This is a genomic window from Nonomuraea sp. NPDC049419 (assembly GCF_040676995.1).
GTDB lineage: Bacteria > Actinomycetota > Actinomycetes > Streptosporangiales > Streptosporangiaceae > Nonomuraea > Nonomuraea salmonea.
The window spans coordinates 105,247-129,984 of record NZ_JBFAQB010000011.1; the positions used below are offsets into that span (position 1 = coordinate 105,247).

The following is a 24,738-nucleotide window of genomic DNA, read 5'->3' on the forward strand; positions in this document are numbered from 1 at the left end:
ATCCCCCCGACACCACCACCGTCCCCCCTCCTCCCGCACCCCCTGCGACCAGCGGAACGATCGGTCGCAGGCCAACCCACCGGCAGCGACCCGGCGGCCCCCGCCAGGACCGCATCGGCTATCTCTTCCTGACCCCGTGGTTCATCGGGATGGCGGTCTTCACCGTCGGCCCGATCCTCGCCTCGCTGTTCCTGTCCTTCACCAACTACACCCTGCTCAAGCCGCCGGAATGGCTCGGGCTCGACAACTACAGGGAGATGCTCGACGACCCGCGGCTCGGCAAGTCGCTGCTGGTCACGTCCATCTACGTGTTCGTGTCGGTGCCCATCCAGCTCGTGCTGGCGCTCGCGCTCGCGCTGCTGCTCAACCGGGGCGTACGCGGGCTGAGCTTCTACCGCTCGGTCTATTACCTGCCCTCGCTGCTGGCCGGCAGCGTCTCGATCGCCATCCTGTGGCGGCAGATCTTCGGCAAGGAGGGGCTGATCAACCAGCTCCTCGGCATGTTCGGCGTGGAGGGCGTGAGCTGGGTGGCCCACCCCGACTTCGCGCTCGGCACGCTCGTGCTGCTGAACGCGTGGACGTTCGGCGCGCCGATGGTCATCTTCCTGGCCGGGCTGCGCCAGATCCCCACGTCCTACTACGAGGCCGCGCAGGTGGACGGCGCCGGCACCGTCACCAGGTTCTTCCACATCACGCTGCCGATGCTGACCCCGATCATCTTCTTCAACCTCGTCCTGCAGCTGATCGGCGCCTTCCAGAGCTTCACCCAGGCGTTCGTGGTCAGCGGCGGGCGCGGCGGCCCGTCGGACGCCACCCTGCTCTACACCCTCTACCTGTACGAGCGCGGCTTCGGCTCCTTCGACATGGGCTACGCCTCGGCCATGGCGTGGGTGCTGCTGGTCATCATCGCCGTGCTGACCGGCGTCAACTTCCTCTTCGCCAGGCGGTGGGTGTTCTATGGCAACTGAGCTCAGGGCCCCGGGCGGGCGTTCGCGGCGGCTGTCGAAGCACGCGCTGCTCATCGTGTGCGGGCTGGTGATGCTCTATCCGCTGCTGTGGATGGTGTCCAGCTCGGTCAAGCCCACCGAGACCATCTTCCGTGACCCGTCGATCTGGCCCACCCAGCTCGACCTGGGCAACTACGTGGACGGCTGGTCGGCGCTGGAGCACCCGTTCCACTACTACCTGTGGAACTCCGCGGTGATCGCGATCCTGGCCGTCGTGGGCAACCTGGCGTCGTGCTCGCTGGCGGCGTACGCGTTCGCGCGGCTGGAGTTCCGCGGCAGGAAGATCTTCTTCGCCATGATGCTGGCGACGCTGATGCTGCCCATCCACGTGCTCATCGTCCCCCAGTACGTGCTGTTCTCCCAGCTCGACTGGATCAACACGAACCTGCCGCTGGTGGTGCCGAAGTTCCTGGCGCACGACGCGTTCTTCATCTTCCTGATGGTGCAGTTCATCCGCGGCCTGCCCAGGGAGCTGGACGAGGCGGCGCGCATCGACGGCTGCGGTCACATCAGGATCTATTGGCGCATCATCATGCCGCTGTCGGTGCCGGCGCTGGCCACCTCGGCGCTGTTCACCTTCATCTGGACCTGGAACGACTTCTTCAGCCAGCTCATCTTCCTCACCGACCCCGAGCTGTGGACCATGCCGGTGGCGCTGCGCTCGTTCATGGACGGGCAGGGCGAGACGGCCTGGGGCCAGCTGTTCGCGATGTCCATCGTGGGCCTGGCGCCGATCTTCGGGTTCTTCCTGGCCGGGCAGCGCTATCTCACGCAGGGCATCTCCACGACCGGCTTCCGCTGATTCCGTCGCGCCGTTGATTAAAACGTTTCAAGCATAAGGAGAAGGGCCATGTCGAGAAAATTCAAGGGCCTGGCGGCGCTCTGCCTGACCGGCGTCCTGCTCGCGGCCACCGCGTGCGGCGGCGGCTCCTCGGGCGGCGCCGATGACGGCTCCGACGACGGCACCGTCGAGCTGCGGTTCGGCTGGTGGGGCAACAACGACAGGGCGGCGGCCACCCAGAAGGTCATCGACGCCTTCCAGAAGGCGAACCCGGGCATCAAGGTCAAGGGCAGCTACACCGACTTCAACTCCTACTTCGACCGGCTCGCCACCGAGGTGGCGGGCGGGCGCGCGCCCGACGTCATCACCCTCGGCGGCGCCTACCCCCGCGAGTACGGCGACCGCGGCGCCCTGCTCGACCTCGCCAAGGTCGGGCTGAAGACCGACAAGATCGGCGCGGCGGCGCTGGACAACGGCAAGTTCGGCGGCGTCCAGTACGGCGTGCCCACCGGCGTCAACGCCGTCGCCGTCGTCGTCAACGAGGCGGTGTTCGACAAGGTCGGCGTGCCGCTGCCCGACGAGAACACCTGGACCTGGGACGACTTCAAGAAGACCGCCAAGGACCTCGCGGCCAAGCTGCCCAAGGGCACCTTCGCGCTGCCCGACCCGACCAAGACCGACATGCTCGACGCCTTCTCCCGCCAGCGCGGCGAGGCCCTCTACACCGCCGACGGCAAGGTCGGCATCAGCGCCGGCACGCTCGCCGAGTGGTGGAACATGACGCTGGAGCTGCAGCAGGCCGGCGCGACGCCGCCCGCCTCGCAGACCGCCGAGCTGATCACGCAGCCCGCGCCCGAGCAGTCGCTGATGGGCCGCGGCGAGGCCGCCATGCAGTTCGACTGGAGCAACCAGCTCGGCGCGCTCAGCAAGGCGGCCGGGCAGCCGCTGAAGCTGATGCGGCTGCCGGGTGAGATCCCCACGCCGGGCATGTGGCTGCAGGCGTCGCAGATCTACAGCATCAACGCCAGGACCGAGCATCCGCAGGAGGCCGCCACGTTCGTGGACTTCCTGGTCAACAGCCCGGAGGCCGGGAAGATCATCCTGGCCGACCGCGGCATCCCGGCCAACTCCGACGTGCGCGCCGCGATCCAGGACGCGCTCGGCGAGCCGGAGAAGGCCCAGGCCGCCTTCATCGACGAGCTCACCCCGAAGGCGGGCCCGCCGCTGGTCATCGGCCCGACCGGGTCCACCGACACGCCGAAGATCCTCGACCGGGTCAACGCCGAGGTGCTGTTCGGCCGCCAGCAGCCCGCCGAGGCCGCGACCGACTTCATCGAGCAGGTCGGGACGGCGATCAAGCAGTGATCGACCGCCGTGAGCTGGCCGGGCGGCACGCCGTCGAGGTGACCGGGATCGTCCCCGGGTCGCCGCTGAGCGTCGGCAACGGGGAGCTCTGCTTCACCGTGGACGTCACGGGGCTGCAGACCTTCCCGGCCGCCCACCCGGTCGAGGACCGCACCGGCACCGGGCCGGGCACGCTGCTCGCCACCCTGTCCTCCTGGGGGTGGCACAGCGTGCCCGGCTCGTACCGGCTGGAGGAGACGCTGCGCACGTACGAGACGCCGCGCGGGCCCGTCCCTTACGTGGACATGCGCGGCGAGCTCAGCGGCGCCGGAGAAGCGCCCGATTCGGCGGCCGAGTCGTGGCTGCGCGCCAACCCGCACCGGCTCGACCTGGGCAGGATCGGGCTGGCCGCGCTCGACGGGCCGCCGCTGACGCCCGCCGACCTCGGCGAGGTGCGGCAGTGGCTCGACCTGTGGACCGGCACGATCACCAGCCGCTACCGGCTGCGGGGCGAGCCCTTCACCGTCGTCACCGCCTGCCATCCGGGGCTCGACGCGGTCGCGGTGCGGCTGGAGTCGCCCGCCCTGGAGCGTACGGGGGTGCGCGTCGCGTTCCCGTACGGCTCGCAGGCGTGGGGCAACGCCGCCGACTGGACCCGCCCCGAGGCCCACAGCTCGCGGCTGCGCCGCCGCGACGGCGCGTTCACCATCGACCGCGTCCTCGACGACACTCACTACGAGGTGACCGTCACCGGCGCCGAAGGGGTGCGCGAGACCGGTTCGCATGACTTCCTGCTCACCTTCGCAGGCCCGGCCGCCGAGCTGGTCGTCACCTTCGGCGCCGCGAGCCCGCCCGGGTTCGGGCAGGTCATGGAGAGCTCGGCCGCGCACTGGGCCCGCTTCTGGAGCACCGGCGGCGCCATCGACCTGTCGGACGCGGACGACGAGCGCGCCCCCGAGCTGGAGCGGCGTGTCGTCCTGTCGCAGTACCTGACCGCGATCCACTGCGCGGGCTCCACCCCGCCCGCCGAGACCGGGCTGATCGCCAACAGCTGGCGGGGCCGCTTCCACCTGGAGATGCACTGGTGGCACGGCGCGCACTTCCCGCTGTGGGGCCGCCCCGAGCTGCTGGAACGCAGCCTCGGCTGGTACGACACCATCCTGCCGGCGGCCCGCGAGACCGCCCGCGCCCAGGGGCTGCCCGGCGCGCGCTGGCCCAAGCAGGTCGCCCCCGACGGGCGCGAGAGCCCCAGCCCGATCGGCCCGTTCCTGCTCTGGCAGCAGCCGCACCCGATCCACCTGGCCGAGCTGGTACGCCGCGCCACCGGCACCCGGCACGCCCTCGACCGCTACGCCCGTGTGGTGCTGGAGACGGCGGACTGCATGGCCGCGCTCGCCGCCGAAGGGCCGCGAGGGTACGCGCTGGGGCCGCCGCTGGTGCCGGCCCAGGAGTCGTACGCCGGCGTGCGGGCCGCCGCGGCGAACCCGACGTTCGAGCTGGCCTACTGGTCGTGGGCGCTGCGCGTGGCCCAGCGCTGGCGCCGCCTGCTCGGCCTGCCGCCCGACCCGCTGTGGTCGAAGGTCGCCGACGGCATGGCCAGGCCGCTCGTGCGCGGCGGGGTGTACGCGGCGATGGACGCGCCGCCGTACACGCTGCGCGACGACCACCCGTCCATGCTGTACGCCCTCGGCGTCGTCCCCCCGACCCCGCTCATCGATCCCGGCGTCATGCGGGCGACCCTGCGGGACGTGCTGGCCGGCTGGGACTGGCCGAGCACCTGGGGCTGGGACTTCCCGGCGATCGCCATGACCGCCACCCGGCTCGGCGAGCCGGAGTCGGCCGTCGAGGCGCTGCTGATGGAGACGGGGAAGAACACCTACCTGCCCAACGGCCACAACCGCCAGACCGACACCCTGCCCGTCTACCTGCCGGGCAACGGCGGCCTGCTCACCGCCGTCGCCCTGATGGCCAGGGGCTGGGACGCCGGCCCCGCGATGCCGGGCTTCCCGGCCTCCTGGCGGATCCGCCAGGAGGGCCTGCTGCCCCTGCCCTGAGCGTTGACCGGCCGCCGCCCCCGACCTAAACTCATCACATGATGAATTGATCGGAGGCAGCGATGCACAGAACGACGGCAGCAACAGTGAGCACGGCGTTCTTCGCCGTCGGCCCCGGCCTCGTCGCCGTGGCAGGTCCCTGGTGGGTCTCCCGCTGGCAGCTGCACGAGCCCTTCCCGGCCTGGGCGATGGTGCCGCTCAGGGCCGTGGGGGCGCTGCTCTTAGCGGCCGGGCTCGTCATCCTGGCCCAGGCGTTCGTCCGGTTCGTGATCGAGGGCCTCGGCACGCCGATCCCCGCCGCGCCGCCGGACCGCCTGGTCGTGGGCGGCCTGTACCGCTACGTGCGCAACCCCATGTACCTCGGGCTGTTCGCCGCCGTCATCGGCCAGGCCATGGTGTTCGGCAACGGCTGGCTGCTGGTGTACGCGGCCGTCATGGCGGTCCCGGCCGTGCTCTTCGTCCGGTTCTACGAGGAGCCCAAGCTTCGGCGCAGTTTCGGCGCCGACTACGAGCGCTACCGCGCGGCCGTGCCGGGATGGTGGCCGCGCGTGCGCCCGTACCGGCCCTGATCAACCGGCGGCGGCCAGCTCGCTCTCCATGCGCCGGCGCAGCGCGGCCTTCTCCGGTTCGGGCAGCCAGCACGCGTCCACCCCGGCCAGCGCCATCGCCTTCAGGCGCTCGTCCGGCACGCCGAGGTCGCCGGACAGGATCCGGTACTCCTGCGTCAGCGACGTCGGGAACATGCCGGGGTCGTCGGAGGCGGGGATGACGTTCAGCCCGGCCTCGATCATCGCCGCGATCGAGGCCCGCCGCCACGGCCGCCACGAGCGCCGCGACGTCGTCGAGATGACGGTGAACGGGATCTGCTCGTCCCTGACCCTGGCCACCACCTCGTCGTCCTCCAGGACGAAGTAGCCGTGGTCGATGCGGTCGCAGCCGAGCACGTCGAGGCAGGTGATCGTGTTGACGGCGACGGGCGCGTGCTCGGAGGAGTGCGCGGTACGCCGCAGCCCCGCCTCACCGGCCAGCCGGAACGCGGCCGCGAACCGCTCGGGCGGCCCCGCCGTCTCCAGGTTGTCCAGCCCGATCCCGGCCACGTAGTCGTGCGGGTGGTCCACCACCGTGCGCACCCAGGCCAGCGCCTCGTCACCGGTCTTGCTGCGATCGACCGCCGCGATGAGCCGGCCGGTCATGCCGAAGTCGCGCTCGGCCATCCTGATGCCCTCGGCGTACGCCTCCACCACGCTCGCGTAGCCGAGCTTCTCCTGCTGCTCGGTCAGCGCGTCGAAGGACAGCTCCAGGTGCCGGGTCGCGCTCGTGCGATGGGCCGCCTCGAACGCCTCGTACGTGATCCTGGTCAGGTCGTCGGCGTCCCGCAGCACCTGCAGCACCCACGACGACACCTGGAACAGCGAGTACGACACCTCCGGCTCGTCCGCGCCCCTGCCCTGCGGCACCGGCACGCGGGTGTTCAGATAGAGCGCGGGGTCCGGCGGCAGCGAGTTGACGTCGGCGTAGATGCGTTCCGGCGTGTCCGGCAGGTCGAGCTTCTCCCGCCTGGCCAGCTCGGCGAAGGTCGAGGCGCGCACCGTGCCGATGAGATGGCAGTGCAGATCGACCTTGGGCAGCGCTGCGAGGTTCACTTGCCGGCCACCTCGCGGGTGAAGCGCTTGACCCAGGCGTCGCGGGTGTCCACGAGCTGGGCCGGGTCGAGCGTCTTGTACCCGGCGGCCACCGGGTCCTTGGCCGCCTCGCCGGTCACCTTGGCGATGTCCGGCGGGATGTCGGCCTTCGGGTTCACCGGCAGGTCACCGACGATCTTCGCCGTGGCGCTCTGCGCCTCCGCCGACAGCAGGTAGTCGATGAACGTCTTCGCGCCGTCCTGGTTGCGCGCGCCCTTGGGGATCATCGCCCGGTTCGTGGCCATGTAGCGGCCCTTCGCGGGAGCCGTCCAGGCGATCGGCTCGCCCGAGGTGACGAGCTGGGTCGCGAACCCGCTCAGCGCGTCCGCCGCGACGATCTCGCCCTGCGACAGCAGGTTCGTGACCTCGGTGGTGGAGCTGTAGAACTGCAGCACGTTCGGCGCCCAGCCGGCCAGCGTGCGCAGCGAGGCGTCGATGTCGTACGGCCCCTTGCCGTACGCCTCACCCACGCCCGAGATCATGAGCTGCCCCGCGGTCACCGAGATGTCGGGCAGCGCCACCTTCTTCTGGTACGCCGCGTTCCCGAACAGCTGCCAGTCGGCGGCCTGCTCCTTGGTCAGCTTGTCGGTGTTGTAGATGACGCCGTTCAGCTGGTGGGTGTAGGCGGGGCCGTCATAGGCGCCCTCGGTCGCGAACGGCGCCAGCTCCTTCATCGCCGGCACGTCGACCTTCTCGAACAGGCCGTCCTTCTGGCCGAGCGCGGCGAAGTAGTCGGAGATCAGCACCACGTCCGCCTCCGGCTCGCCCTTGGCGAGTTTCAGCTTCGACAGCCGGTCGGCGTTGGAGCCGGTGTCCAGCTCGACCTTGATCCCGGTCTTCTTGGTGAACGGGTCGACGACCGCCTGCTCGAACTCCTTGACCCCGAAGGGGAAAGTGCTGACCACGAGGGTGTTCTGCGCGGCCTGCTCGTCGCCGGAGCTCGACCCCGAGCATCCGGCCGCGGCGAGCAGCGTCAGGGCAACGGCCAGGACGGCACGGCGCGTGGGCATGGGTGTTCCTTCTTTCAGCGGGGGAGGGGGACCAGCCGGTCGTCCGGCGTGATCACCGAGACGCTCGATCCTGGAGCGGGGGCGGCGCCGCCGCGCACGTCGGCCAGCAGCCTGACGGTCGCGCCCGACGGGTCCACCACGTCGAGCGAGACCAGCAGATCGACGCCGCGGAAGGCCACGTCGGCCACCGTCGCGTCGAGCCCCTCACCTTCGCCGGCGAGGCGCAGGTGCTCGGGCCTGATCGTCATGGGGGTGCCGTCGGCGGCGGTGAGGAAGTTCTCGTAGCCGAGGAACTCGGCCACGAAGCGGTCGGCGGGGCGCGGGAAGACCTGCTGCGGCGAGCCCTGCTGCACGATCCGGCCCTCGTTCATGATGACCATTTCGTCGGACATCTCCAGCGCCTCGTCCTGGTCGTGGGTGACGAGGATGACCGTCAGCTCGGTCTCGGCCTGGATGCGCCGGATCTCGGCCCGCATCTGGATGCGCAGGCGGGCGTCGAGGTTCGACAGCGGCTCGTCGAGCAGCAGCAGCTTGGGCCTGATCGCGATCGCCCTGGCCAGCGCCACCCGCTGCTGCTGACCGCCGGACAGCTTCTTCGGCTTGCGGCCGGCCAGGTGGGCGAGGCCGACCAGCTCCAGCGTCTGCATGACCCGCGCCCTGCGCTCGGCGGCCGGCACCTTGCGCAGCTTGAGCCCGTAGCCGACGTTGTCGGCCACCGTCATGTGCGGGAACAGCGCGTAGGACTGGAAGACCATGCCGAGGTCGCGCTTCTCCGGCGGCGTGCGCGTGCTGTCCACGCCGTCGATGCGGATCGTCCCCGACGTCGGCTCGGCGTAGCCGGCGACCATCCGCAGCGTGGTGGTCTTGCCGCAGCCGCTCGGCCCCAGCAGCGTCGTGAGCTTGCCGGCCGGCACGGCCAGGTCGATCGCGTCCACGGCGGTGAAGGCGCCGAACGACTTGGTGACGGCGATCAGCTCGGCGGCGGCGGTCATTGGTTGATCCCTCCGAAGATCTTGGCGAACCCGACCGTGCGCTCGGCGACCATCGCGATGACCACGGTGGCGGCCAGGATGAGGGTGGAGGCGGCGGCCACCATCGGGTCGTAGGACTGCTGCACGTAGTCGAGCATCGTCACCGGCAGCGTCCTGAAGTCGCGTCCCTGCAGCAGCAGCGACAGCGGCACGTTGTTGAACGAGGTGACCAGGCTGAGCAGCCCGGCGGAGAAGATCCCCGGGCGCAGCAGCGGCAGCGTCACGTTGAAGAACGCGCGCAGCGGCGAGGCGCCGAGCCCGCGGGCGGCCTCCTCCAGCGCGGGGTCGGCCAGCGCCAGCGACGCGCCGGTCACGCGCACCGCGTACGGCAGCATCAGCGCCGTGTGCCCCACCAGCAGCGTGCTGAAGTTGTCGAGGTCGAGGCCGATCATCAGCTGCTGGAACAGCGCGAGCCCCACCACCAGCTCGGGCACGATGAGCGGCGACAGGAACAACCCCTCGACCAGCCCCTTGCCCGGAAGGCCGCCCCGATGGATGGCGAGCGTCACGGGCACGCCGACCAGCAGCGCGAGCACGGTGGCCAGCAGCGCCAGCTCCAGGCTCGACAGTGCCGCCTCCATGAACGGCTCGTAGCCGAGCGCCTCGCCGAACCAGCGCAGCGAGAACCCTTCGGGCGGGAAGCGCAGCACGCTGCCGCTGGTGAAGGCCGTGGCCACCACGAAGATGATCGGCACGATCATGATGATGTAGCCGACGACCGCGAGCGCCGCCGTGATCGGCCGCTTCACGAGGTGGCCCCCTTCCGTCCCATCAGCGAGGACAGCCCGGAGACCAGGAAGACCAGCACCGTCATGATGAGCGCCGTCGCCGAGGCCGAGGCCCAGTCGACGGTGGTGCTCGCGTACGTGAACAGCTGCGTGGACAGCATCCGCTGGCTCGACCCGCCCAGCAGGTACGGCGTCGTGTAGGCGGTGACGGCCCCGGCGAAGACCAGGGTGGCGGCCACCACGATGCCCGGCATGGTCAGCGGGATGACGACGCTCCACAGCGTACGGATGCGGCTCGCGCCGAGCCCGCGCGAGGCGTCGTCCAGGCCGGGATCGACCTGGGCGACCGCCGAGTAGCACGAGATGATCGCCAGCGGCAGGAACAGCTGGGTCAGGCCCAGCACGATCGCGAGCTTGGTGTAGAGCAGTTGCGGCGCCACGTCCACGAGGCCGAGGGTGACGAGCAGCTGCCCGAGCGCCCCCTTGGAGCCGAGGATCACCAGCCAGCCGAACGTGCGCACCACGTTGCTCAGCATCAGCGGGAAGATCGCCACCGCCAGCAGCACGCCGCTCCACCGGGACGGCGAGCGGGCCAGCCAGTAGGCGATGGGGAACCCGAGGACGACGCAGATGACGGTGACGATCAGGGCCAGCCCGACGGTGCGCCCGATGACCTCGAGGTCGTAGGGGTCCTTGAGCATCTCGCCCAGGCGCGCGAAGATCTCACTGGTCGAGACGTCCGGCGGCGCGAAGAGCATCGCGGCCGAGGGGACGAGGAAACCCGCGAGGAGAAGGACGAGCCCTGGCGCCAGCAGAAGGGCCGATTTGCGTGAGATGTCGGCGTCCTTTCTCCGTGGCGTACGCTGTGGTCTGGAACCGGTTGTGGAACCGGTTGCATGAGCCTGACCATAGATTACGAGCGGCCTCGCGCACAAACCGCCGCGTTGATTCCGTGTTACCGCTCAAGGAGGATCAGTGCCGACACTGGCGGACGTCGCCGTACTGGCGGGGGTGTCCAAGGCGACGGCCTCCCGCGCTCTGGGCCGGCCCGACCTGGCCGCCCCCGAGACCGTGGCCCGCGTGCGCGCGGCGGCCGAGCAGCTCGGATTCGTCCCCAACCGCGCCGCCACCCAGCTCGCCAGAGGCAGGACCGGCGTGGTCGCCATCGTGGTGCCCACCCTGGACAACACGTTCTTCACGCCGATCATCGGCGGCGCCCAGGCGCGCGCCGCCGACTCCGGGATGCAGCTGACGATCGCGGTGCACTCGCTGGAGCACACCGCCCAGCTCGCCGCCGTCGAGCAGCTCGCCCACCAGGTGGACGGGTTCCTGTTCGCCGCGCCACGCGGGTCGGACGAGATCGTGCGGGCGGCGGCGTCGTACAAGCCGACCGTGCTCATCGACCGCGAGATCGACGGCATGCCCTCGACGGTCGCCGACACCGCCACCGCGTTCGGCGCGCTGGTCGGCTGGTTCACCGAGAAGGGCCACGAACGCATCGTCTACATCAGCGGCCCCGCCGGCTCCTGGCAGGACGGCCAGCGCCAGGCCGCCATCCGCGCCGCCGCCTCAGCCGGCGGCGTGACGCTCACCATGCTCGGCCCCTACCCCTCGACGTTCGCCTCGGGCGTGGCGACCGCCGAGGCCGTGGTGGCCGCCCGCGCCACCGCCGTGGTCCCGTACGCGACCTCGATCGGCCTCGGTCTGATGTTCGCGCTGATGCGGCGCGGCGTGACCGACGTCGTGGTCAGCTCGGAAGGCATGGTCGTGGAGAGCCTCGGCCTGCACGACGTGCCGTCGATCGACGTGGACGGCGAGAAACTGGGCGAGGTCGCCATGGACCAGCTCATGACCCTGCTCGGCGAACGCCGCACCCCCGCCGTACCCACCCGCCACCGCCTGACCGTCCCGATCAGCTGACGCCGCGACCGCGTGCCGGTGCGGCGACGTATCACTGACCGAGGCGGCGGTTCCCTGGCCGGGTGCTGATCAGCGGCGGTTGATGAGATCCAAGAGGGCTTTGTGGGTGTCCTGGTCGGCGGCGGCGATGAGGCCGCCGGTGCCTGTCTCGGGTGGGTTGCCGTCGAGGCCGGTCACCACGCAGCCGGCGGCGCGGCACAGCGCGATCCCGGCGGCGAAGTGCACGCTGTCGTGGACGTGGCCGTCGGTGACGTACGCGGCGCGCCGGCCGGCCGCCACCCAGGCCAGGGTCAGCGTGGTGGAGGTGACCCGCGGGCGGAACCGCTCCGTGAAGCCTGGGTCGGTGAGCAGGGTGGTCGCGCGGAAGGCGGGGGCGTTCGGGAACGGCGGATCGAGGTTCAGGTCCACGAGGGGCGGGTGCGCCGACGGCTTGAGGGGCTCCTCCGTGTCGTCTCGCGACACGGTCGCGGTGGCGCCGTCGGTGTGGAGGACCTCGTCGGTGAACGGGTCCGCCACGGCCGCTACCGCGATGTCCGTACCCGTGCGCAGGGCGACGTTCACCGCTACCAGCCTCGTGCCTGCGGCGTAGTTGAGGGTGCCGCACAGGGGGTCGACCAGCCACGTGCGGTCGGAGGTCGCTGGGCCGGTGTGGCCGCTCTCCTCGCCCGTTATGGCGTCGCCGGGTCTGGCGGTGCGGATGGCGTCGATTATTGCTCGCTCGGCCGCCACGTCGGCCTCCGTGGCGAAGTCGCCGGCGCCCTTGTCGAAGTGGGTGTGCGTGGCGCCGAACAGGTCGCGGGCGATCGCCGCGCCCGCCAGCGCCGCCGTGCGGGCCACATCGGCGTCCGTCATGACCGCGGTGCCGGAGTGCCGACGATGGTCCATGCGAGGTGCTCCAAACGCTCGCGGTCGTCGGGAGCGATGTCCACGACCAGCTTCTCGACGTGCTCGGTGATCTTGCGGTGGGCGGCGTACGCGATCTCCTCGCCCTGCTCGGTCAGCTCGATGCAGGCGGCGCGGCGGTCGCGCCGGTCGCGTACGCGGGCCACGACGCCGCGCCGCTCGGCCCGGTCGACGAGCCCGGTCATGCTCGACCTCTCCAGCCCTCGAACTCCTTGCTGACCTCGGCGCAGACCCGGCTGACCAGGTGTGCGAGGCGTACCAGCGCGGTGGCCAGCGCTGTGGCCAGCGCTGTGTCGTTCATGCTCCGCATCGTAGTGGACCGAAGAACACGCTTCGCGATACGAACAATCCGTGCTACGAACTGAGGCGGGGCGGTGAGAGGTGCCAGCCCGCGAGTGGGCCGAGACCCACATGGCGAAGATCGACCGCGACAACCGGCTCGCCGACGAGATCGGCCACACCTGAGCGTGCGATAGGTTGCCCGCCATGTCTGAGATCGGACCCGTCACCTGGCCGCCCGACCCCATCGAGACCGAACGCCTCGTGCTCCGCCCGTCCGAGGCCCGCGACCGCCCGGCGTTCATCGAGCTGCTGGCCTCGCCGGAGGCGCACGCCTACCTCGGCGGTCCACGGCCCCGGGACGAGCTGGAGCGTGATGTGCCGCCGGTGCCCGCGCGGTGGGCGGGCAGCTTCGTCGTCGAGCTCGACGGGGAGATGATCGGCAACGTGCTGCTCAAGCGGGCGACCGAGCACAGCCGCCCGGCCGCCGTCGGCAAGGCCGAGCTGGGCTACCTGTTGCTGCCCCGCGCCTGGGGCCGCGGGTACGGCACCGAGGCGTGCGCGGCGGCGCTCGCCTGGCTCGACCGCGCGTTGCCCGGCGAGCCGGTGATCCTCACCACCCAGACCGCCAACACCGCCTCCATGCGGCTCGCGGCCAAGCTCGGGTTCACCGAGGTCGAACGCTTCCACGCCTGGGACGCCGAACAGTGGCTCGGTCTGCGCGACCCTTCGACGATTGCTGAAACGAGCGGCGGGCCCGCCGGCGTGCACTAGCGTTCCGCCGCACGGGGACCGTTGCGTCGAGGGGGCACGTCATGGGGGAACGGCTGGAGATCCACCGGGAGACCGTGGAGGCGGGGGTGAAGCGCTGGTCGGAGGCCGCCGCCACGCTTCAGGCCCGGCTGGCGAACGCTCGCGCCAGGATCGAGAGTCTGCACGCCGCCCGGCCGTGGGGGCAGGACGCGACGGGCAGGGAGTTCGAGCGGGCGTACCTCGCCGATGACGGCCCCGGCACCCTGCTGCGGGCCGGCGCCGGCTGGGCGGACTTCGCCGTCTCCGCCGGGCCCGGCGTCCTGGAGAGCGTGAACACCTCCGCCTCCGCCGACGCCGGCCTCGCCACGCCCAGGACCTAGCGCACGCCGTACGGGGGACCAGCGTGGTCACGAACGTCAGCAGCCCGGTCACCGACCCGCTGCCCGGGCAGGACAATACGATCGGCAGCGCCGGCTACGCCACCGACGTCACGCCCGCCTGGGGGACCGGCCTGCCTGCCTGGTGCGACGCGCTCATCGCGCTGCTGTCGTCCGGGCAGCTGTGGCCGGAGACCAGCGAGTCGGGCGAGGCCGCGCTGGCCGTCGCGTACGAGGACTGGAGCCGGGCCGCCCTGGAGTTCGCGGTGGCGGGCGGCACGGCGCGCGACCTCATCCTCCAGGGGTGGGACGGTCCCGCCGCCGACGCGTTCCGGCAGCGGGCCGAGCAGATGCTCGCCGAAGGTCAGGGCATCTCCGCTCTGGCCGCGCTGGCCCACCAGTACGCGCTCCAGCACGACAGCCTGGCCCGCGACACCCAGTACGCCAAGCTGGTGATCAACGTCGGCTTCTGGATCACGGTCACGTCGATCGCCATCGCCGCCGCGGCGGCCGCTCTCAGCGCGGGCGCTCTGGCGCCCTTCATCGGCCCGTACGCCGCCCGCTTACGGTCCTTCCTTGACAAGGTGTTCGCCTGGCTGGAGCGGGCGGCCGGGGTCAGGTACGCGGGGGCGGCCGGTGCCAGGGCCGTGCCCAGGCTGGCGGCGCTCGGGGCGGGCCAGGGCGCGAAGGGCCTGCTGGCCAGGGCGGTCTCCAGCCACATGCTGCGGGAACTGCCCGAGGAGCTCGGCGAGGGCCTGTTGGGCGACTACCTCGCGCAGAGCGAGCAGCTTGCGCGCGGCACCCGTACGAGGTGGGACGGCCAGTCGACCGCCGCCACCCTCCTGGGCGACGGCATGGGCGCGATCCTCGCCTCGAAGATGACCCGCCCTGTGGGCGGCCTGGTCGACCGCCTCCCCGGCATCAGAACACTGAACGCCGCCGCCGGCGACGCCCCAGGCGCACTGAACGCCCTGATGCGCTTCCCCGGCCGCGCCACCCAGACGGCGCTCACGAACATGGCCGTCTCAGCACCCGCCGGCATGGTCTCGAACGGCATCGTGTACGGAAAGTGGGAAGCCCCGAGCCTGGAGTCCTTGCTGGGCAGCGCCGCAGCAGGCGTAGGCCGTACGAACACGATCAGCCCCTTCAGCGTGGACGTGATGAGCGCAGTGGCGAATCCCCGCCGCGCCTTGGACACGGCATCGGCAACGGCCCTGTCCAGCGACACCACCCGCGCCACACCCCCACCCCCGCCCTCCCCACCCACCCCGCCGCCCGACGGCTACACCTCGCAGTCGGCTCCCACCCCGTCCTCACCAGCGGAGACGAGCACCCCACCGAGAAGCACCCCTCACCGCACGTCGGAGGCCGCGCACCCACGCTCGCCGGTCCCCCCGCGCGCCCAGGAGCAGGCGCGGGTTGAGGAGAGAGGTGAGGCTCACGCCCGCACGCAGGGCTCTGGACCCGCCCAGGACTCCGGGCGCGCGCAGGGCTCCGGGTCCGCACAGGAGTCCGCGCGCACGCAGGAGCCCGCGCGAGCCCAGGACCCCGTGCGTGGCGAGGACCGTGGCAGGGCCGAGGGGTCTGGCCAGGCGCAACCGCGTGCCCAGGAGCACGGGCGAGTTGAGCAGCAGCCGTCGGCGCAGGAGCAGCCGCAGCGGGCCGCGGCCTCGCAGTCCTCCCGGGCGGCGGCCCTTCCCGGTGACGTCCGGCCGGTGGCCGCGTCGGATGACCTCGCCACGCCGGATCCGCGCTCTCCCGCCACGACCGCTGCGACGACCTCCCGCCCCGGCCCCGTCGCTTCCAGCAGCACCCCCGCACCGGGCGACACCGCGGTCGCCGGCCAGGCGGCCCCCGGTCCGGTCCCTGGCTCAGCCGTCGGCCCGACCACGGGCCAGGGGACCGGAAGCGGGGCGGCTGCCCGTCCCGGGGAGGGTCGGGAGCGGGGGCCAGCGGTGCCCGACGTTCGGAGGTTGTCCGAGCTGCTCAGTGGGAGGCCGGTTTCCGCGGCCGGTTCCGCTGAGGTGGTGCAGGAGTACCGCTACGTGAAGAGCGGGCCCGACTCCTGGAAGCTGACGGATGAGGACAATGAGCTGATTTTCCGGCGGGACATCGTGCCCGCTCTCATGGCGGGGGTGCGGCGGCCGGAGCATCCGCGGGTGGTGTTCGTCGGGGGGCAGCCCGAGTCGGGGATGACGACCGCGCGGCAGGCGGCCATGGAGGCGATGCGCTCCGACGGCGCGCTGGTCGCGGACTTCGACGGGTTGCTGCGCTACGCCCCCAAGTACGCCGAGCTGATGGCCCGGAACGACCGCATCGCCGCGGCCCAGGTGGGCGGGGACGCGTACGTGTGGATGAAGAAGGTCATCGCGCTGGCCGGCGAGCTGCGCGTGAACCTGATCCGCGAGGGCGCGATGAACAGCAGCCCCGGCGTGGAGGCTGAGGCGGCCGAGTTCAGGAGGCTCGGTTACCGTACTGAGGCGTACGTCATGGCCGTCCCCGCGGCGCTCAGCCGGCTGTCGGCGCTCGACCGCTACCAGCGGATGCGCGACACCGACGGGTACGGCCGGCTGGTCGCCCAGGAGATCCACGACACCGCGTTCGACGGCATCCCCGGCACGATGCGGGCCATCGACGACGCCCGCTACCTCGACGCCGTCACGATCTACCGCAGGGGCGGCGAGGCCGTCTACCGCAACGAGCTGGACGAGCTGCGCAGGTGGCGGCGCACGCCAAGAGCTCGCGAGGTGCTGGAGGAGGTGCGCGGCAGGCCGTTCACCGAGGAGGAGGCCCGCTGGTTCAGGGAGACGTACGAGCGCCTGAGCACCAGGCTCCCGGACGAGCTGAAGGACCAGCTGCCGGAGATCGCCGACCTGGGCGCGGAGCACGGCGTGGACGTCGACCCGCAGGGCAGGGCGGAACGGCTGCGCGAGCGGTACACGACCGAGGCCGACGGCGTCCTGCGCGACGAGCACGCGGCGGAACGCGAGCAGCTGGCCGCGCAGCACCGGCGCAGCCTGGCCGGGGCGGCCCCGCACGAGCGCGAGGGGCTGCGCGAGGAGCAGGCCGACGAGTGGGACGGCCTGGTCCGGCGGCAGGAGCTGGGCAGGGCCGGGCTGCGCGTGCTGGCGTACTGCACGGAATGGGACCCGCATCGAGGCGGCATCATCGCCGTCAACCGCAACCTGGCCGAAGGGCTGGCGCGGGCCGGGCACGAGGTGTACGTCCGGGTGGGCCACGAGGTGCCGCCGGGCGTCGGCGGCGAGCGGCTGCACGTGATCGGCCCGAGACGCCCCGAACCGGGCCGCAGCGAGATGGACCAGCTGAGCTTCGACGGCGAGGAGCTGCCGCCAGAGGTGGACGTGGTCATCGGGCACAGCCGCTACTCGGGCCCCGCCGCCATGCAGGCCCGCGACCGGCTCTACCCGGACGCGCCGCTGGTGCACGTCCTGCACATGGTGACGGGGGCGCTCGGCCGGATCGCGGACAGGCCGGCGCTGGGCCGCGACTTCGAGAACATCGAGCGGGCCGTCATCTCCGAGGCCGACATGCTGGTCGGCGTCGGCCCCGTGCTGTCCGGGGAGGCGCGGCGGCTGGCGGACAGCAATCCGGGCGACCGCGAGCCGCCCGTGCACGAGCTGATGCCGGGGGTGCCCTTCGAGGCGCCCAGGCAGCGGCCGTTCTTCGGCGAGCGGACGCGTACGGTGCTGCTCATCGGCCGGGCGGACGCGGCGCAGAAGGGCGGCCACGAGGCGGCGCTGATGATCCGCGAGCTGCAGAAGGACCTCGACGTGCGGCTGGTGATCAGGGGCGCGGCGCCGGAGACGGTGGAGGAGGTCAAGGAGCGCCTGTCGGACGTGGCCGGCCGCGAGGTCGAGGTCAGGCCGTTCACGCTGGACCGCGAGGAGATGCTGGCCGACATCCGCGCCGCCGACGTCGTGATCATGCCGTCGCGCGGCGAGGGGTTCGGCCTGGCGGCGCTGGAGGCGGCCGGGGCGGGCGCGCCCATCCTCATCCCGAGGTCGAGCGGCCTCGGCGGCATGCTCGGCGACCCGAGCCGTTTCCCCGCGGCGCTGACCAGGGCGAGCTTGGTCGAGCAGGGCTTCGAGGACGAGGTGCCGGTGCAGCGGTGGGCCGCGCACCTGAAGGAGATGCTGCGCGACCTGCCGCGCGCGCAGGAGCAGGCCCGCCAGCTCCAGCGGCTGCTGCGGGAGGCGAACGCCACCTGGGAGGGGGCGGCGGAGTCGCTGGTGGCCGCCGTACGCGAGCTGGATCGGTCGGCGCCGGCGATGCGGGCGCCCGTCCTCCCGCCGATGTCCGGCGACGGCTGGGTGAACTGCGCGCAGGGCCACGCCCACTGGGGCAGGTTCGGCGGCGCCGGCCTGCTGGTCCACCATCGGGGGCCGGACGGCGTCCACGTGCTCATGCAGCGGCGCGGTGAGGACACCCATCTCGGCGGCACCTGGGCGCTGCCCGGCGGGGCGCGCGACAGTGACGAGTCGCCGGCCGGGGCGGCCCTGCGCGAGACGGCCGAGGAGAGCGACCTGGCGCAGGACGCGGTCCAGGTCGAGCACGTGATCAGGGACGACCACGGCGGCTGGGCGTACGACACGGTGATCGCCGTCGCCGCCGAGCGCGTCCAGGTCCGCGGGCGTGGCGAGGAGACGCTTGAGCTGGCCTGGGTGCCGATCGAGGAGGTCGCGCGGCTGAACCTGCATCCCGGGTTCGCCGCGTCCTGGCCTCGCTTGCGTGCGGTGCTGGAGGGCGCGCCGCCCCCTGGGCCGGCCGAGGCGACGCCGTATCCGGAGGCGGGGCTGCTCGGGTTCGGGGCGGCGCCGGTCGTCCCGTTGCCCGCGCATCCCGTGACCGGCGCGGCCGTGGCGGCGCGGGAGCCGCTGCCGCACGGGGACGGGCTGCTCAACCGGGAGCTGGTGACGTTCGCGGACGGGACGCGGGTGACGTACGAGCGGTTCGAGCGGCCGGGCGACGCCGCCGTCAGGGTGCTGGACGCGCACGTCGGCCGGGCGGTGGGGGCGCGGGTGCCGCTGTCGTACGCGCTGGGCCTGCGCGACGTCTACACCGACCACATGCCGGGCGAGCCCGCTCCCGCGGACCTGCGCGAGCGGGCGGCCACCCGCGACGGGGTGTTCCTCGGGCTCTACCACGCGGTGACCGCCAAGCACGGGTTCGGTCACGGCGACCTCGTGCTCGGGCCGTCCGGCGGCCTCATCCCGACCGGCGACGGCACCGCGTCCCACCTGCAGATCCCCGACGCGGCGAACCCGTTCGTCCAGGCGTTCTTCCGCGAGACCGAGCCCCGGGCGTTCCGGTGGGCCGCCAACCCGCTCACCCCGTCCGACGTCTCGATCATCAGACGCGGCCTGGACGCCCTGCGCCCGCTCTTCGAGCGGCTCAACAGGCTCCCCCTGTACGAGGGCGTGATCCAGCGCTTCGAGCAGGCCGCCGAGCAGGCCCGCGGCACCGTCAACCTGCTGCCGAGCCCGGCCGGTCACCCGGTCACGCTCCCCGGGCAGGAGACCCAGGCTCACTACCCGGCCCCGCCGCCGCCCGACTCCGCCGAGGCCGCCCACCACCGCCGGGTGGCCGAGGAGCTGATGACCGCCGACGGCACGTTCACCGACACCAGCGAGGCCAAGACGTACGTCATCGACGCGCTGGCCGAACGGATGCGCTCGACGACCCCGCAGCTCGTCATGGCGGCGACCGGCCTGCACGTCGGCTCCGACATGATCAACCGGCTCGGCGACCCCGACCACGTGCTCGTGCCGTTCAACGAGCGCTACCCCTCCATGGGCGCCGAGGTCAGGCACGCGGACGAGCTCGATTCCCGGAACACGCCGGCCGCCGCGCTGCGGATGGACTCGCCGGAAGCCGAGCGGCTCGTGCGGCGGATCGCGGTGAGCGAGCTGCTGCATGCCTGGGCTCACCGCAACGCCAACAGCAACGTGCGCGTGCTGGCCATCCAGGAGGTCGTACAGGAGGAGTTCGGGCTGACCAGGGCGATGTCGTGGCCGATGGACGGCAGGACGCGCGCCGCCGTGGACATGGAGCTGCTCTACAACCGCCGTACGCTGCGCGACTTCGTCCGCACCCAGTACGACTTCACCCAGGAGGTGCTGGCCGCGCGCGGCATCGAGGAGGTCATCGCCTACCGGGGGATGGCCTGGTCGGAGGGCCGCCACTCGGTGTGGGACGCGCTGCGCCCCGGCGACATGATCGAGATGCGGCACCGCCCGCTGGCGAGCTGGTCGGCCGACCGCCAGGTGGTCATGGACTGGCTGGACACCCTCGACGGCCGCGGCGTGCTGCTGGTGGACAGGAAGCCGGCCCGCGACATCCTGTCGCTGCCGGTGACGGGCATGGGGTACTTCGTGCAGCGTGAGTTCGTCGCGCTGCCGGGGGACCGGCTGACCACGCTGGGCCACATCACGCCGGGCCGCCCCGCCCCGCCGCAGGACGACCCGCCGATCGTCACCCGCCAGGACGCCCCAGCGGGTAGCTGGCGGCCGACCCCCGTGACGGCGGGCGCGCTGGACCTCGCCGACCCGCTGGACCGGCGCATCGCCCGCGTGCTCGACGGCACCGATCCGGCCCCGCCGTGGTGGCCGCGCGACGACTCCGGCTACGCGGTCGCCAAGCGCGACCTCGACTTCCTCGGCATCGCCCCACGGCAGCTCGCCTGGCTGCTGCGCAGGGCCGCGCCGCTGGGCATGACCCCCAGACAGTACGACCGCTACGCCACCGAACTGCTCGAAGCCCTCGGCCGGGACGGCATCGACCCCTCCCAGGTGGACATCAGGCTCAGGGGCACCGGCGCCGTGCTGTTCGCCGGGCGGCACAAGACGTTCCCGGCGGAGGATCAGCTGACGCCGCAGGCGCGGGAGCGGCTGCGTGAGTGGTTCGGCGACGACCCGGTACGCCCCAAGCGCCGCCTGTTCGACGCGATGTACCGGCTGGGCCTCGAAGCCGAGCCGAGCGACTACGACATGGACCTGTCCAGCTCGGCCATGGTCCGCAGAGCCCGCGTCGGCTGGACGCCGGGCCGCTTCCCCGGCGACTTCATGGGCGGCCACGGCTACATCGACAAGCGGACGCTCATGGAGGCGTTCCCCTGGCTGGTGACGTGGAAGGATGACTGGGAGGCGGCGCTGGGGCGGCCCATCTCGCTCGGCCTGTTCGAGTCCAGCGGGCCGTTCGACGGGCACAGCATGGGCCTTGAGCTGTCCTCGCACCACCAGGACTCCGACTGGGTCATCCACCGGCCGGACCGCCCCCTGGCCTGGAGGCAGCCCATCGACGACGAGCGTGGAGAGTGACGATGCTCTGGCCGGCACTGCGAGTCCTGGCGTACGGCGAGCTCGGCCGCGAGCAGGCGGCGGAGCTCGCCCGGCTGCTCGGCCTCGACGAGGGCCCGCGTAGCGAGGGGCCAGGCGAGGAGGCGAGCCTGGCGCACCGGTCCTTCACCGACGGGGTGCGCCTGGTCCTCGACCTGTCGCGGCTCGGGACGACGGGCTGGCTGCTCACCCTGCTCGCCGAGGGCGAGCCGGGCCCGCAGGTCGTGGAGCGGCACCGGGCGCTGCTGCGCGACGCCGCAGAACGCTTCGGGCTGTCCGTCGTCCAGGTCGATCCGCCGCAGACCGCTGACGAGGTGTTCCTGCCGCCGCCCGCCGACGAGGGCTCGATCGGGCAGTCGTGGGAGCTGCCGTTCGACGAGCTGGACCAGCTCTGGCCCCACCTCGGCGTACGCGCCGACGCGCCGCGCGAGGTGAAGCGGGTCAAGCTGGAGGCGATGACCCGCGCCCCCGTCTGGAGCTCCGCCCCTGAACGCCTGCGCCGCCAGGCCGCCGAGTTCCTGCGCCCCTGAGGATCGGCGCACCCGTCTCCTGGCAGGCCAGGCGGCGGGCCTCCCGGACCCGTGTCAGGCGGCCGGTACGGGCTCTCCGGTGAAGCGGCGCAGCTCCGGGCTGAGGGCGGCGACGGCGGCGGTCAGGCAGAGCAGGCCGCCCAGCACCAGGAGGGCGCCCGCGCCGCCCAGAGCAGCGGCCAGCGCGCCGCCGAGCACGGGGCCGAGGGGCTTGAGCCCCATGCCGCCCATGCTCAGCACCGCGCCCATCCGGCCCAGCATCGACTCCGGCACCAGGCGGGCGATCACCACGTTCAGCACCACGTTCAGGGAGGGCGTCGACAACGTGATGAACACCAGCGGGACCATCGGCCACCACATCCCCCAGGGCAGCGCCGTGGCCGCCAGCGAGACGCCGAACACCGTCACCACGGCCAGCACGATCCTGCCGGGCGGCATGAGCCGGCTGATGCGGCCCGACAGCAGCGCGCCGGCCAGCCCGCCGATGCCGAACCCGGCCAGCACCGTGCCGATGACGCGCGCGTCGCCGCCGCGCTCGCCGACGAGCACGATCAGCGGGATCATCGAGGCCCCGCCGAGCAGGTTGAGCACCATCACCACCCCGGTGGCCTCGCGCAGGCCGGGCCGGCGCCACAGCCAGGCGAGCGCCGCCAGCGCCTCCCTGCCCATGCCGCGCCGCTCCCCGCCGTCTTCGTCGGTGGTGCCGGGACGGCGCGGCACCTTGGCCAGGGCGTAGAAGAGCGTGGCGGCGAGCAGCGCGAAGGTCTCGACCACGAAAGGCACGGCCCGCCCGAGCCCGTACAGCAGGCCGCCGAGCGGCGGTCCCGCCAGCCCGGCCGCGTGGGTACGGGACTCCTCCTGCGCGTAGGCGCCGTGCAGCTGTTCCGGCGGGACGATGCCGCGGATCGCCGTGTCCTGGACGGGCCCGATGAACGCCGTGCACAGCCCGTCCAGCACCGCCAGCGCGACGAAGTGCCAGACCTGCACCTGATCCGTGAGGATCAGCGCCGCCAGCAGCGCGGAGACCGCCGCCTGCAGGCCCTGGGCGGTGACGAGCGTGCGGCGGCGGTCCCACCGGTCGATCCAGACGCCCGCCGGGATCTGGACCGCCAGGAAGGCGGCGGTGCGGGCGCCGGCGACGACGCCCGCCAGCCCGGGCGAGCCGGTGAGCGCCAGCACCAGCAGCGGCGTGGCGAGCCTGCTGAGCTCCGTCCCCAGCGCGGAGACCGCGCCGCCGATCCACAGCAGCTGGAAGCGGACGTTCTTGCGCAGCGGGACGGTCACCGGGGGTCTTCCTCGCGTGAGTGCGGGCGTAACTGGAGGAAGATACCTCGAAACGCCCTGCATCGTCCCTACATCGTCGTGCAGGGCAGGCCGTAGCTGGAGTAGCCGCCGCCCGGCTTGTGGTACCACAGCTCCGCGCAGATGTTGGTGCCCGAGGGCACCGGCCAGGTGTAGGAGAAGTCCCTGTTACCGCCGCTGTAGGTGTAGGTGGGGTAGTTCATGTCGCGGCCACCGCCCCAGACATGGATGTGGTACGTGCCGCGCGGGCTGCAGTCCGACCCCCAGTGCCGCAGCAGGATCGCGTTGTAGTCGGCCAGCAGCCGCAGGCAGACGCTGGTGCCGGCCGGGCCGGCGACCCGGCCGGCCGCGCTCGCGGCGGGGGAGAGCGTCATCGCGGTGACGGCCGTGAGCGTGGCCGCCGTCGTCAGGAGCCGCGCCAGGGATCGTCCTGGCCTTTCCAGTGCCTTCATGGGATCTCCCCGTGGTCCGGAACGTGCGATCCTTCCCAGCCTCGTGCCGCGCGGCCGCGCTCACCAGGACGTACGCCGGTCACTTACCGGGCTTTTCCGCACGCTCGTCCAGCAGGCCCTCGGCGCACAGGTCGGACCACAACCCCTCGGGGACGGGGGCCTCGAACGCGGCGAGGTTGAGCCGTACCTCGTCGGCCGAGCGCATCCCCACCACGATGCCCGCCACGGTCGGGTGCCGCAGCGGGAAGGCCATGGCGGCCTGGGGGAGGGTCACGCCGTGCGCGGCGCAGACGTCGGCGATCCTGGCGACCCGCTCCAGCACCTCGGGGGCGGGTGGCGCGTAGTCGTAGCGGGCGTCTGCGGCGGGGCGTTCGGTGGCGAGCAGGCCGGAGTTGAAGATGGAGGCGGCCAGGACCGACACCCCGCGGTCCGCGCAGGCGGGCAGCAGGTCGTCGAGCGCGGTGTGGTTCAGCAGGGTGTAGCGGCCCGACAGCATGACCACGTCGGCGTCGGTCTCGCGGACCAGGCGGGTCAGCTTGGCGGAGTCGTACATGCCCGCGCCGATCGCGCCGACCACGCCCTGGGCGCGCAGCTCGGCCAGCGCCGGATAGCCGTCGCGCAGGGCGGCCTCGAAGTGCTGCTCGGCGTCGTGCAGGAACAGCACGTCGATCCGGTCGACGCCCATGCGCGCCAGGGAGTCCTCGACGCTGCGCAGGATGCCGTCGCGGGAGAAGTCCCAGACCCTGCGGTGGGTGGCCGGGACGGCGAACGCCTCGTCCATCCTGCCCTGCGGGTCCTGCGGCACCAGCAGCCTGCCGACCTTCGTCGACAGCGTGAACTCCGCGCGCGGCCTGCCGCGCAGCAGCTCGCCGATGCGGCGCTCGGAGTGGCCGATGCCGTAGTGGGGTGAGGTGTCGAAGTAGCGGATGCCGGCGTCCCAGGCGGCGGCGAGCGCCTGGGCGGCGGTGTCGTCGTCCAGCGGCTCGAACAGGCCGCCCAGCGGGCCGCCGCCGAAGCCGAGCTCGGTGACCCGTACGGCGCTGCGGCCGAGCTGACGAGTGCGCATGTGATCGGTCTCCTTCACGCGTGGGCGAGGTGGTCGGACAGGACGTCGGTGACGATGCGCCGGTGCTCGGTGGCGGCGGCGGGATCCGCGGTCTCGCCCTCCAGCCGGCTGACCAGGTCCGCGGTGACGCCCGCGCGCCCGTCAGGAGGAGCAGAGATATGCAT

General features: G+C 72.4%; 21 protein-coding genes. 10 read left to right on the forward strand and 11 right to left on the reverse strand.

The window, feature by feature from the left end:
• Nucleotides 1–149: 149 nt before the first annotated feature.
• The 5 genes from AB0K12_RS28945 to AB0K12_RS28965 all read left to right on the forward strand — a co-directional run bounded on the left by AB0K12_RS28945 (nucleotide 150) and on the right by AB0K12_RS28965 (nucleotide 5,755).
• Nucleotides 150–968: a sugar ABC transporter permease gene (locus AB0K12_RS28945; protein ID WP_364568308.1), complete on the forward strand. Its 819-nt coding sequence runs from the start codon at nucleotides 150–152 to the stop codon at nucleotides 966–968.
• Nucleotides 958–1,809 carry a carbohydrate ABC transporter permease gene (locus AB0K12_RS28950; protein ID WP_364567826.1) on the forward strand — a complete coding sequence of 284 codons (852 nt, stop codon included), beginning with the start codon at nucleotides 958–960 and terminating at the stop codon, nucleotides 1,807–1,809. The genes AB0K12_RS28945 and AB0K12_RS28950 overlap by 11 nt, the downstream gene beginning before the upstream one ends.
• A gap of 48 nt (nucleotides 1,810–1,857) precedes the next feature.
• A complete protein-coding gene (locus tag AB0K12_RS28955; protein WP_364567829.1) occupies nucleotides 1,858–3,153 on the forward strand; it encodes an extracellular solute-binding protein in 1,296 nt (431 codons plus the stop codon).
• Nucleotides 3,150–5,186 carry a hypothetical protein gene (locus AB0K12_RS28960; protein ID WP_364567832.1) on the forward strand — a complete coding sequence of 679 codons (2,037 nt, stop codon included), beginning with the start codon at nucleotides 3,150–3,152 and terminating at the stop codon, nucleotides 5,184–5,186. Before AB0K12_RS28955 ends, AB0K12_RS28960 begins: the two co-directional genes overlap by 4 nt.
• 62 nt (nucleotides 5,187–5,248) lie before the next feature.
• Nucleotides 5,249–5,755, forward strand: a complete 507-nt coding sequence (locus AB0K12_RS28965; protein ID WP_364567835.1) for an isoprenylcysteine carboxylmethyltransferase family protein — start codon at nucleotides 5,249–5,251, stop codon at nucleotides 5,753–5,755.
• On the opposite strand, the gene AB0K12_RS28970 is transcribed toward AB0K12_RS28965, so the two are convergent.
• From AB0K12_RS28970 to AB0K12_RS28990, 5 genes are read right to left on the reverse strand one after another with little or no spacing between them, the layout of a single operon-like run.
• Nucleotides 5,756–6,829 carry a hypothetical protein gene (locus tag AB0K12_RS28970; RefSeq protein WP_364567837.1) on the reverse strand — a complete coding sequence of 358 codons (1,074 nt, stop codon included), beginning with the start codon at nucleotides 6,827–6,829 and terminating at the stop codon, nucleotides 5,756–5,758.
• The gene (locus AB0K12_RS28975) at nucleotides 6,826–7,878 is read right to left on the reverse strand and encodes an extracellular solute-binding protein (RefSeq protein WP_364567840.1); all 1,053 of its coding nucleotides are present in this window, start codon (nucleotides 7,876–7,878) and stop codon (nucleotides 6,826–6,828) included. The genes AB0K12_RS28970 and AB0K12_RS28975 overlap by 4 nt, the downstream gene beginning before the upstream one ends.
• A 14-nt stretch (nucleotides 7,879–7,892) precedes the next feature.
• Entirely contained in the window at nucleotides 7,893–8,870 is a 978-nt protein-coding gene (locus tag AB0K12_RS28980) for an ABC transporter ATP-binding protein (RefSeq protein ID WP_364567843.1), read from the reverse strand.
• Nucleotides 8,867–9,658, reverse strand: coding sequence for an ABC transporter permease (locus AB0K12_RS28985; RefSeq protein WP_364567846.1), 792 nt, complete (start codon nucleotides 9,656–9,658; stop codon nucleotides 8,867–8,869). The genes AB0K12_RS28980 and AB0K12_RS28985 overlap by 4 nt, the downstream gene beginning before the upstream one ends.
• A complete protein-coding gene (locus AB0K12_RS28990) occupies nucleotides 9,655–10,395 on the reverse strand; it encodes an ABC transporter permease (protein ID WP_345407605.1) in 741 nt (246 codons plus the stop codon). The genes AB0K12_RS28985 and AB0K12_RS28990 overlap by 4 nt, the downstream gene beginning before the upstream one ends.
• A gap of 217 nt (nucleotides 10,396–10,612) precedes the next feature.
• Between AB0K12_RS28990 and AB0K12_RS28995 the strand changes: the two genes are divergently transcribed.
• Nucleotides 10,613–11,557, forward strand: coding sequence for a LacI family DNA-binding transcriptional regulator (locus AB0K12_RS28995; RefSeq protein ID WP_364567850.1), 945 nt, complete (start codon nucleotides 10,613–10,615; stop codon nucleotides 11,555–11,557).
• Between the two features lie 69 nt (nucleotides 11,558–11,626).
• Here AB0K12_RS28995 and AB0K12_RS29000 read toward each other — a convergent pair whose 3' ends face one another.
• A complete protein-coding gene (locus AB0K12_RS29000; RefSeq protein WP_364567853.1) occupies nucleotides 11,627–12,442 on the reverse strand; it encodes an inositol monophosphatase family protein in 816 nt (271 codons plus the stop codon).
• Entirely contained in the window at nucleotides 12,406–12,645 is a 240-nt protein-coding gene (locus AB0K12_RS29005) for a hypothetical protein (RefSeq protein WP_364567856.1), read from the reverse strand. Before AB0K12_RS29005 ends, AB0K12_RS29000 begins: the two co-directional genes overlap by 37 nt.
• A gap of 301 nt (nucleotides 12,646–12,946) precedes the next feature.
• Here AB0K12_RS29005 and AB0K12_RS29010 point away from each other — a divergent pair, with 301 nt between their 5' ends.
• Genes AB0K12_RS29010 through AB0K12_RS29025 form a run of 4 tightly spaced genes read left to right on the forward strand, consistent with a single transcriptional unit; the run spans nucleotide 12,947 to nucleotide 21,754 of the window.
• Complete coding sequence (locus AB0K12_RS29010; RefSeq protein WP_364567858.1) at nucleotides 12,947–13,513, forward strand: GNAT family N-acetyltransferase; 567 nt, start codon at nucleotides 12,947–12,949, stop codon at nucleotides 13,511–13,513.
• Between the two features lie 41 nt (nucleotides 13,514–13,554).
• Entirely contained in the window at nucleotides 13,555–13,872 is a 318-nt protein-coding gene (locus tag AB0K12_RS29015; RefSeq protein WP_364567861.1) for a hypothetical protein, read from the forward strand.
• Nucleotides 13,873–13,895: 23 nt separating this feature from the next.
• Complete coding sequence (locus tag AB0K12_RS29020) at nucleotides 13,896–21,206, forward strand: zeta toxin family protein (protein ID WP_364567864.1); 7,311 nt, start codon at nucleotides 13,896–13,898, stop codon at nucleotides 21,204–21,206.
• Nucleotides 21,207–21,208: 2 nt separating this feature from the next.
• Entirely contained in the window at nucleotides 21,209–21,754 is a 546-nt protein-coding gene (locus AB0K12_RS29025) for a hypothetical protein (RefSeq protein WP_364567866.1), read from the forward strand.
• Nucleotides 21,755–21,808: 54 nt separating this feature from the next.
• Here AB0K12_RS29025 and AB0K12_RS29030 read toward each other — a convergent pair whose 3' ends face one another.
• From AB0K12_RS29030 to AB0K12_RS29045, 4 genes are all read right to left on the reverse strand, one after another.
• Complete coding sequence (locus AB0K12_RS29030; RefSeq protein ID WP_364567869.1) at nucleotides 21,809–23,038, reverse strand: MFS transporter; 1,230 nt, start codon at nucleotides 23,036–23,038, stop codon at nucleotides 21,809–21,811.
• Between the two features lie 68 nt (nucleotides 23,039–23,106).
• A complete protein-coding gene (locus tag AB0K12_RS29035; RefSeq protein ID WP_364567872.1) occupies nucleotides 23,107–23,508 on the reverse strand; it encodes a hypothetical protein in 402 nt (133 codons plus the stop codon).
• 79 nt (nucleotides 23,509–23,587) lie between these two features.
• Nucleotides 23,588–24,574, reverse strand: coding sequence for an aldo/keto reductase (locus AB0K12_RS29040; RefSeq protein ID WP_364567875.1), 987 nt, complete (start codon nucleotides 24,572–24,574; stop codon nucleotides 23,588–23,590).
• A 14-nt stretch (nucleotides 24,575–24,588) separates the two neighbouring features.
• Nucleotides 24,589–24,738, reverse strand: coding sequence for a hypothetical protein (locus AB0K12_RS29045; RefSeq protein ID WP_364567878.1), 150 nt, complete (start codon nucleotides 24,736–24,738; stop codon nucleotides 24,589–24,591).

Excerpts from the sequence above, each read along its gene's own strand:
- AB0K12_RS28945 (WP_364568308.1), top strand. The coding sequence starts at position 150 with ATGGCGGTCTTCACCGTCGGCCCGATCCTCGCCTCGCTGTTCCTGTCC.
- AB0K12_RS28950 (WP_364567826.1), top strand. The coding sequence starts at position 958 with ATGGCAACTGAGCTCAGGGCCCCGGGCGGGCGTTCGCGGCGGCTGTCG.
- AB0K12_RS28955 (WP_364567829.1), top strand. The coding sequence starts at position 1,858 with ATGTCGAGAAAATTCAAGGGCCTGGCGGCGCTCTGCCTGACCGGCGTC.
- AB0K12_RS28965 (WP_364567835.1), top strand. The coding sequence starts at position 5,249 with ATGCACAGAACGACGGCAGCAACAGTGAGCACGGCGTTCTTCGCCGTC.
- AB0K12_RS28975 (WP_364567840.1), bottom strand. The coding sequence starts at position 7,878 with ATGCCCACGCGCCGTGCCGTCCTGGCCGTTGCCCTGACGCTGCTCGCC.
- AB0K12_RS28980 (WP_364567843.1), bottom strand. The coding sequence starts at position 8,870 with ATGACCGCCGCCGCCGAGCTGATCGCCGTCACCAAGTCGTTCGGCGCC.
- AB0K12_RS28990 (WP_345407605.1), bottom strand. The coding sequence starts at position 10,395 with ATGCTCTTCGCGCCGCCGGACGTCTCGACCAGTGAGATCTTCGCGCGC.
- AB0K12_RS29000 (WP_364567853.1), bottom strand. The coding sequence starts at position 12,442 with ATGGACCATCGTCGGCACTCCGGCACCGCGGTCATGACGGACGCCGAT.
- AB0K12_RS29005 (WP_364567856.1), bottom strand. The coding sequence starts at position 12,645 with ATGACCGGGCTCGTCGACCGGGCCGAGCGGCGCGGCGTCGTGGCCCGC.
- AB0K12_RS29010 (WP_364567858.1), top strand. The coding sequence starts at position 12,947 with ATGTCTGAGATCGGACCCGTCACCTGGCCGCCCGACCCCATCGAGACC.
- AB0K12_RS29015 (WP_364567861.1), top strand. The coding sequence starts at position 13,555 with ATGGGGGAACGGCTGGAGATCCACCGGGAGACCGTGGAGGCGGGGGTG.
- AB0K12_RS29025 (WP_364567866.1), top strand. The coding sequence starts at position 21,209 with ATGCTCTGGCCGGCACTGCGAGTCCTGGCGTACGGCGAGCTCGGCCGC.
- AB0K12_RS29035 (WP_364567872.1), bottom strand. The coding sequence starts at position 23,508 with ATGAAGGCACTGGAAAGGCCAGGACGATCCCTGGCGCGGCTCCTGACG.
- AB0K12_RS29040 (WP_364567875.1), bottom strand. The coding sequence starts at position 24,574 with ATGCGCACTCGTCAGCTCGGCCGCAGCGCCGTACGGGTCACCGAGCTC.
- AB0K12_RS29045 (WP_364567878.1), bottom strand. The coding sequence starts at position 24,738 with ATGCATATCTCTGCTCCTCCTGACGGGCGCGCGGGCGTCACCGCGGAC.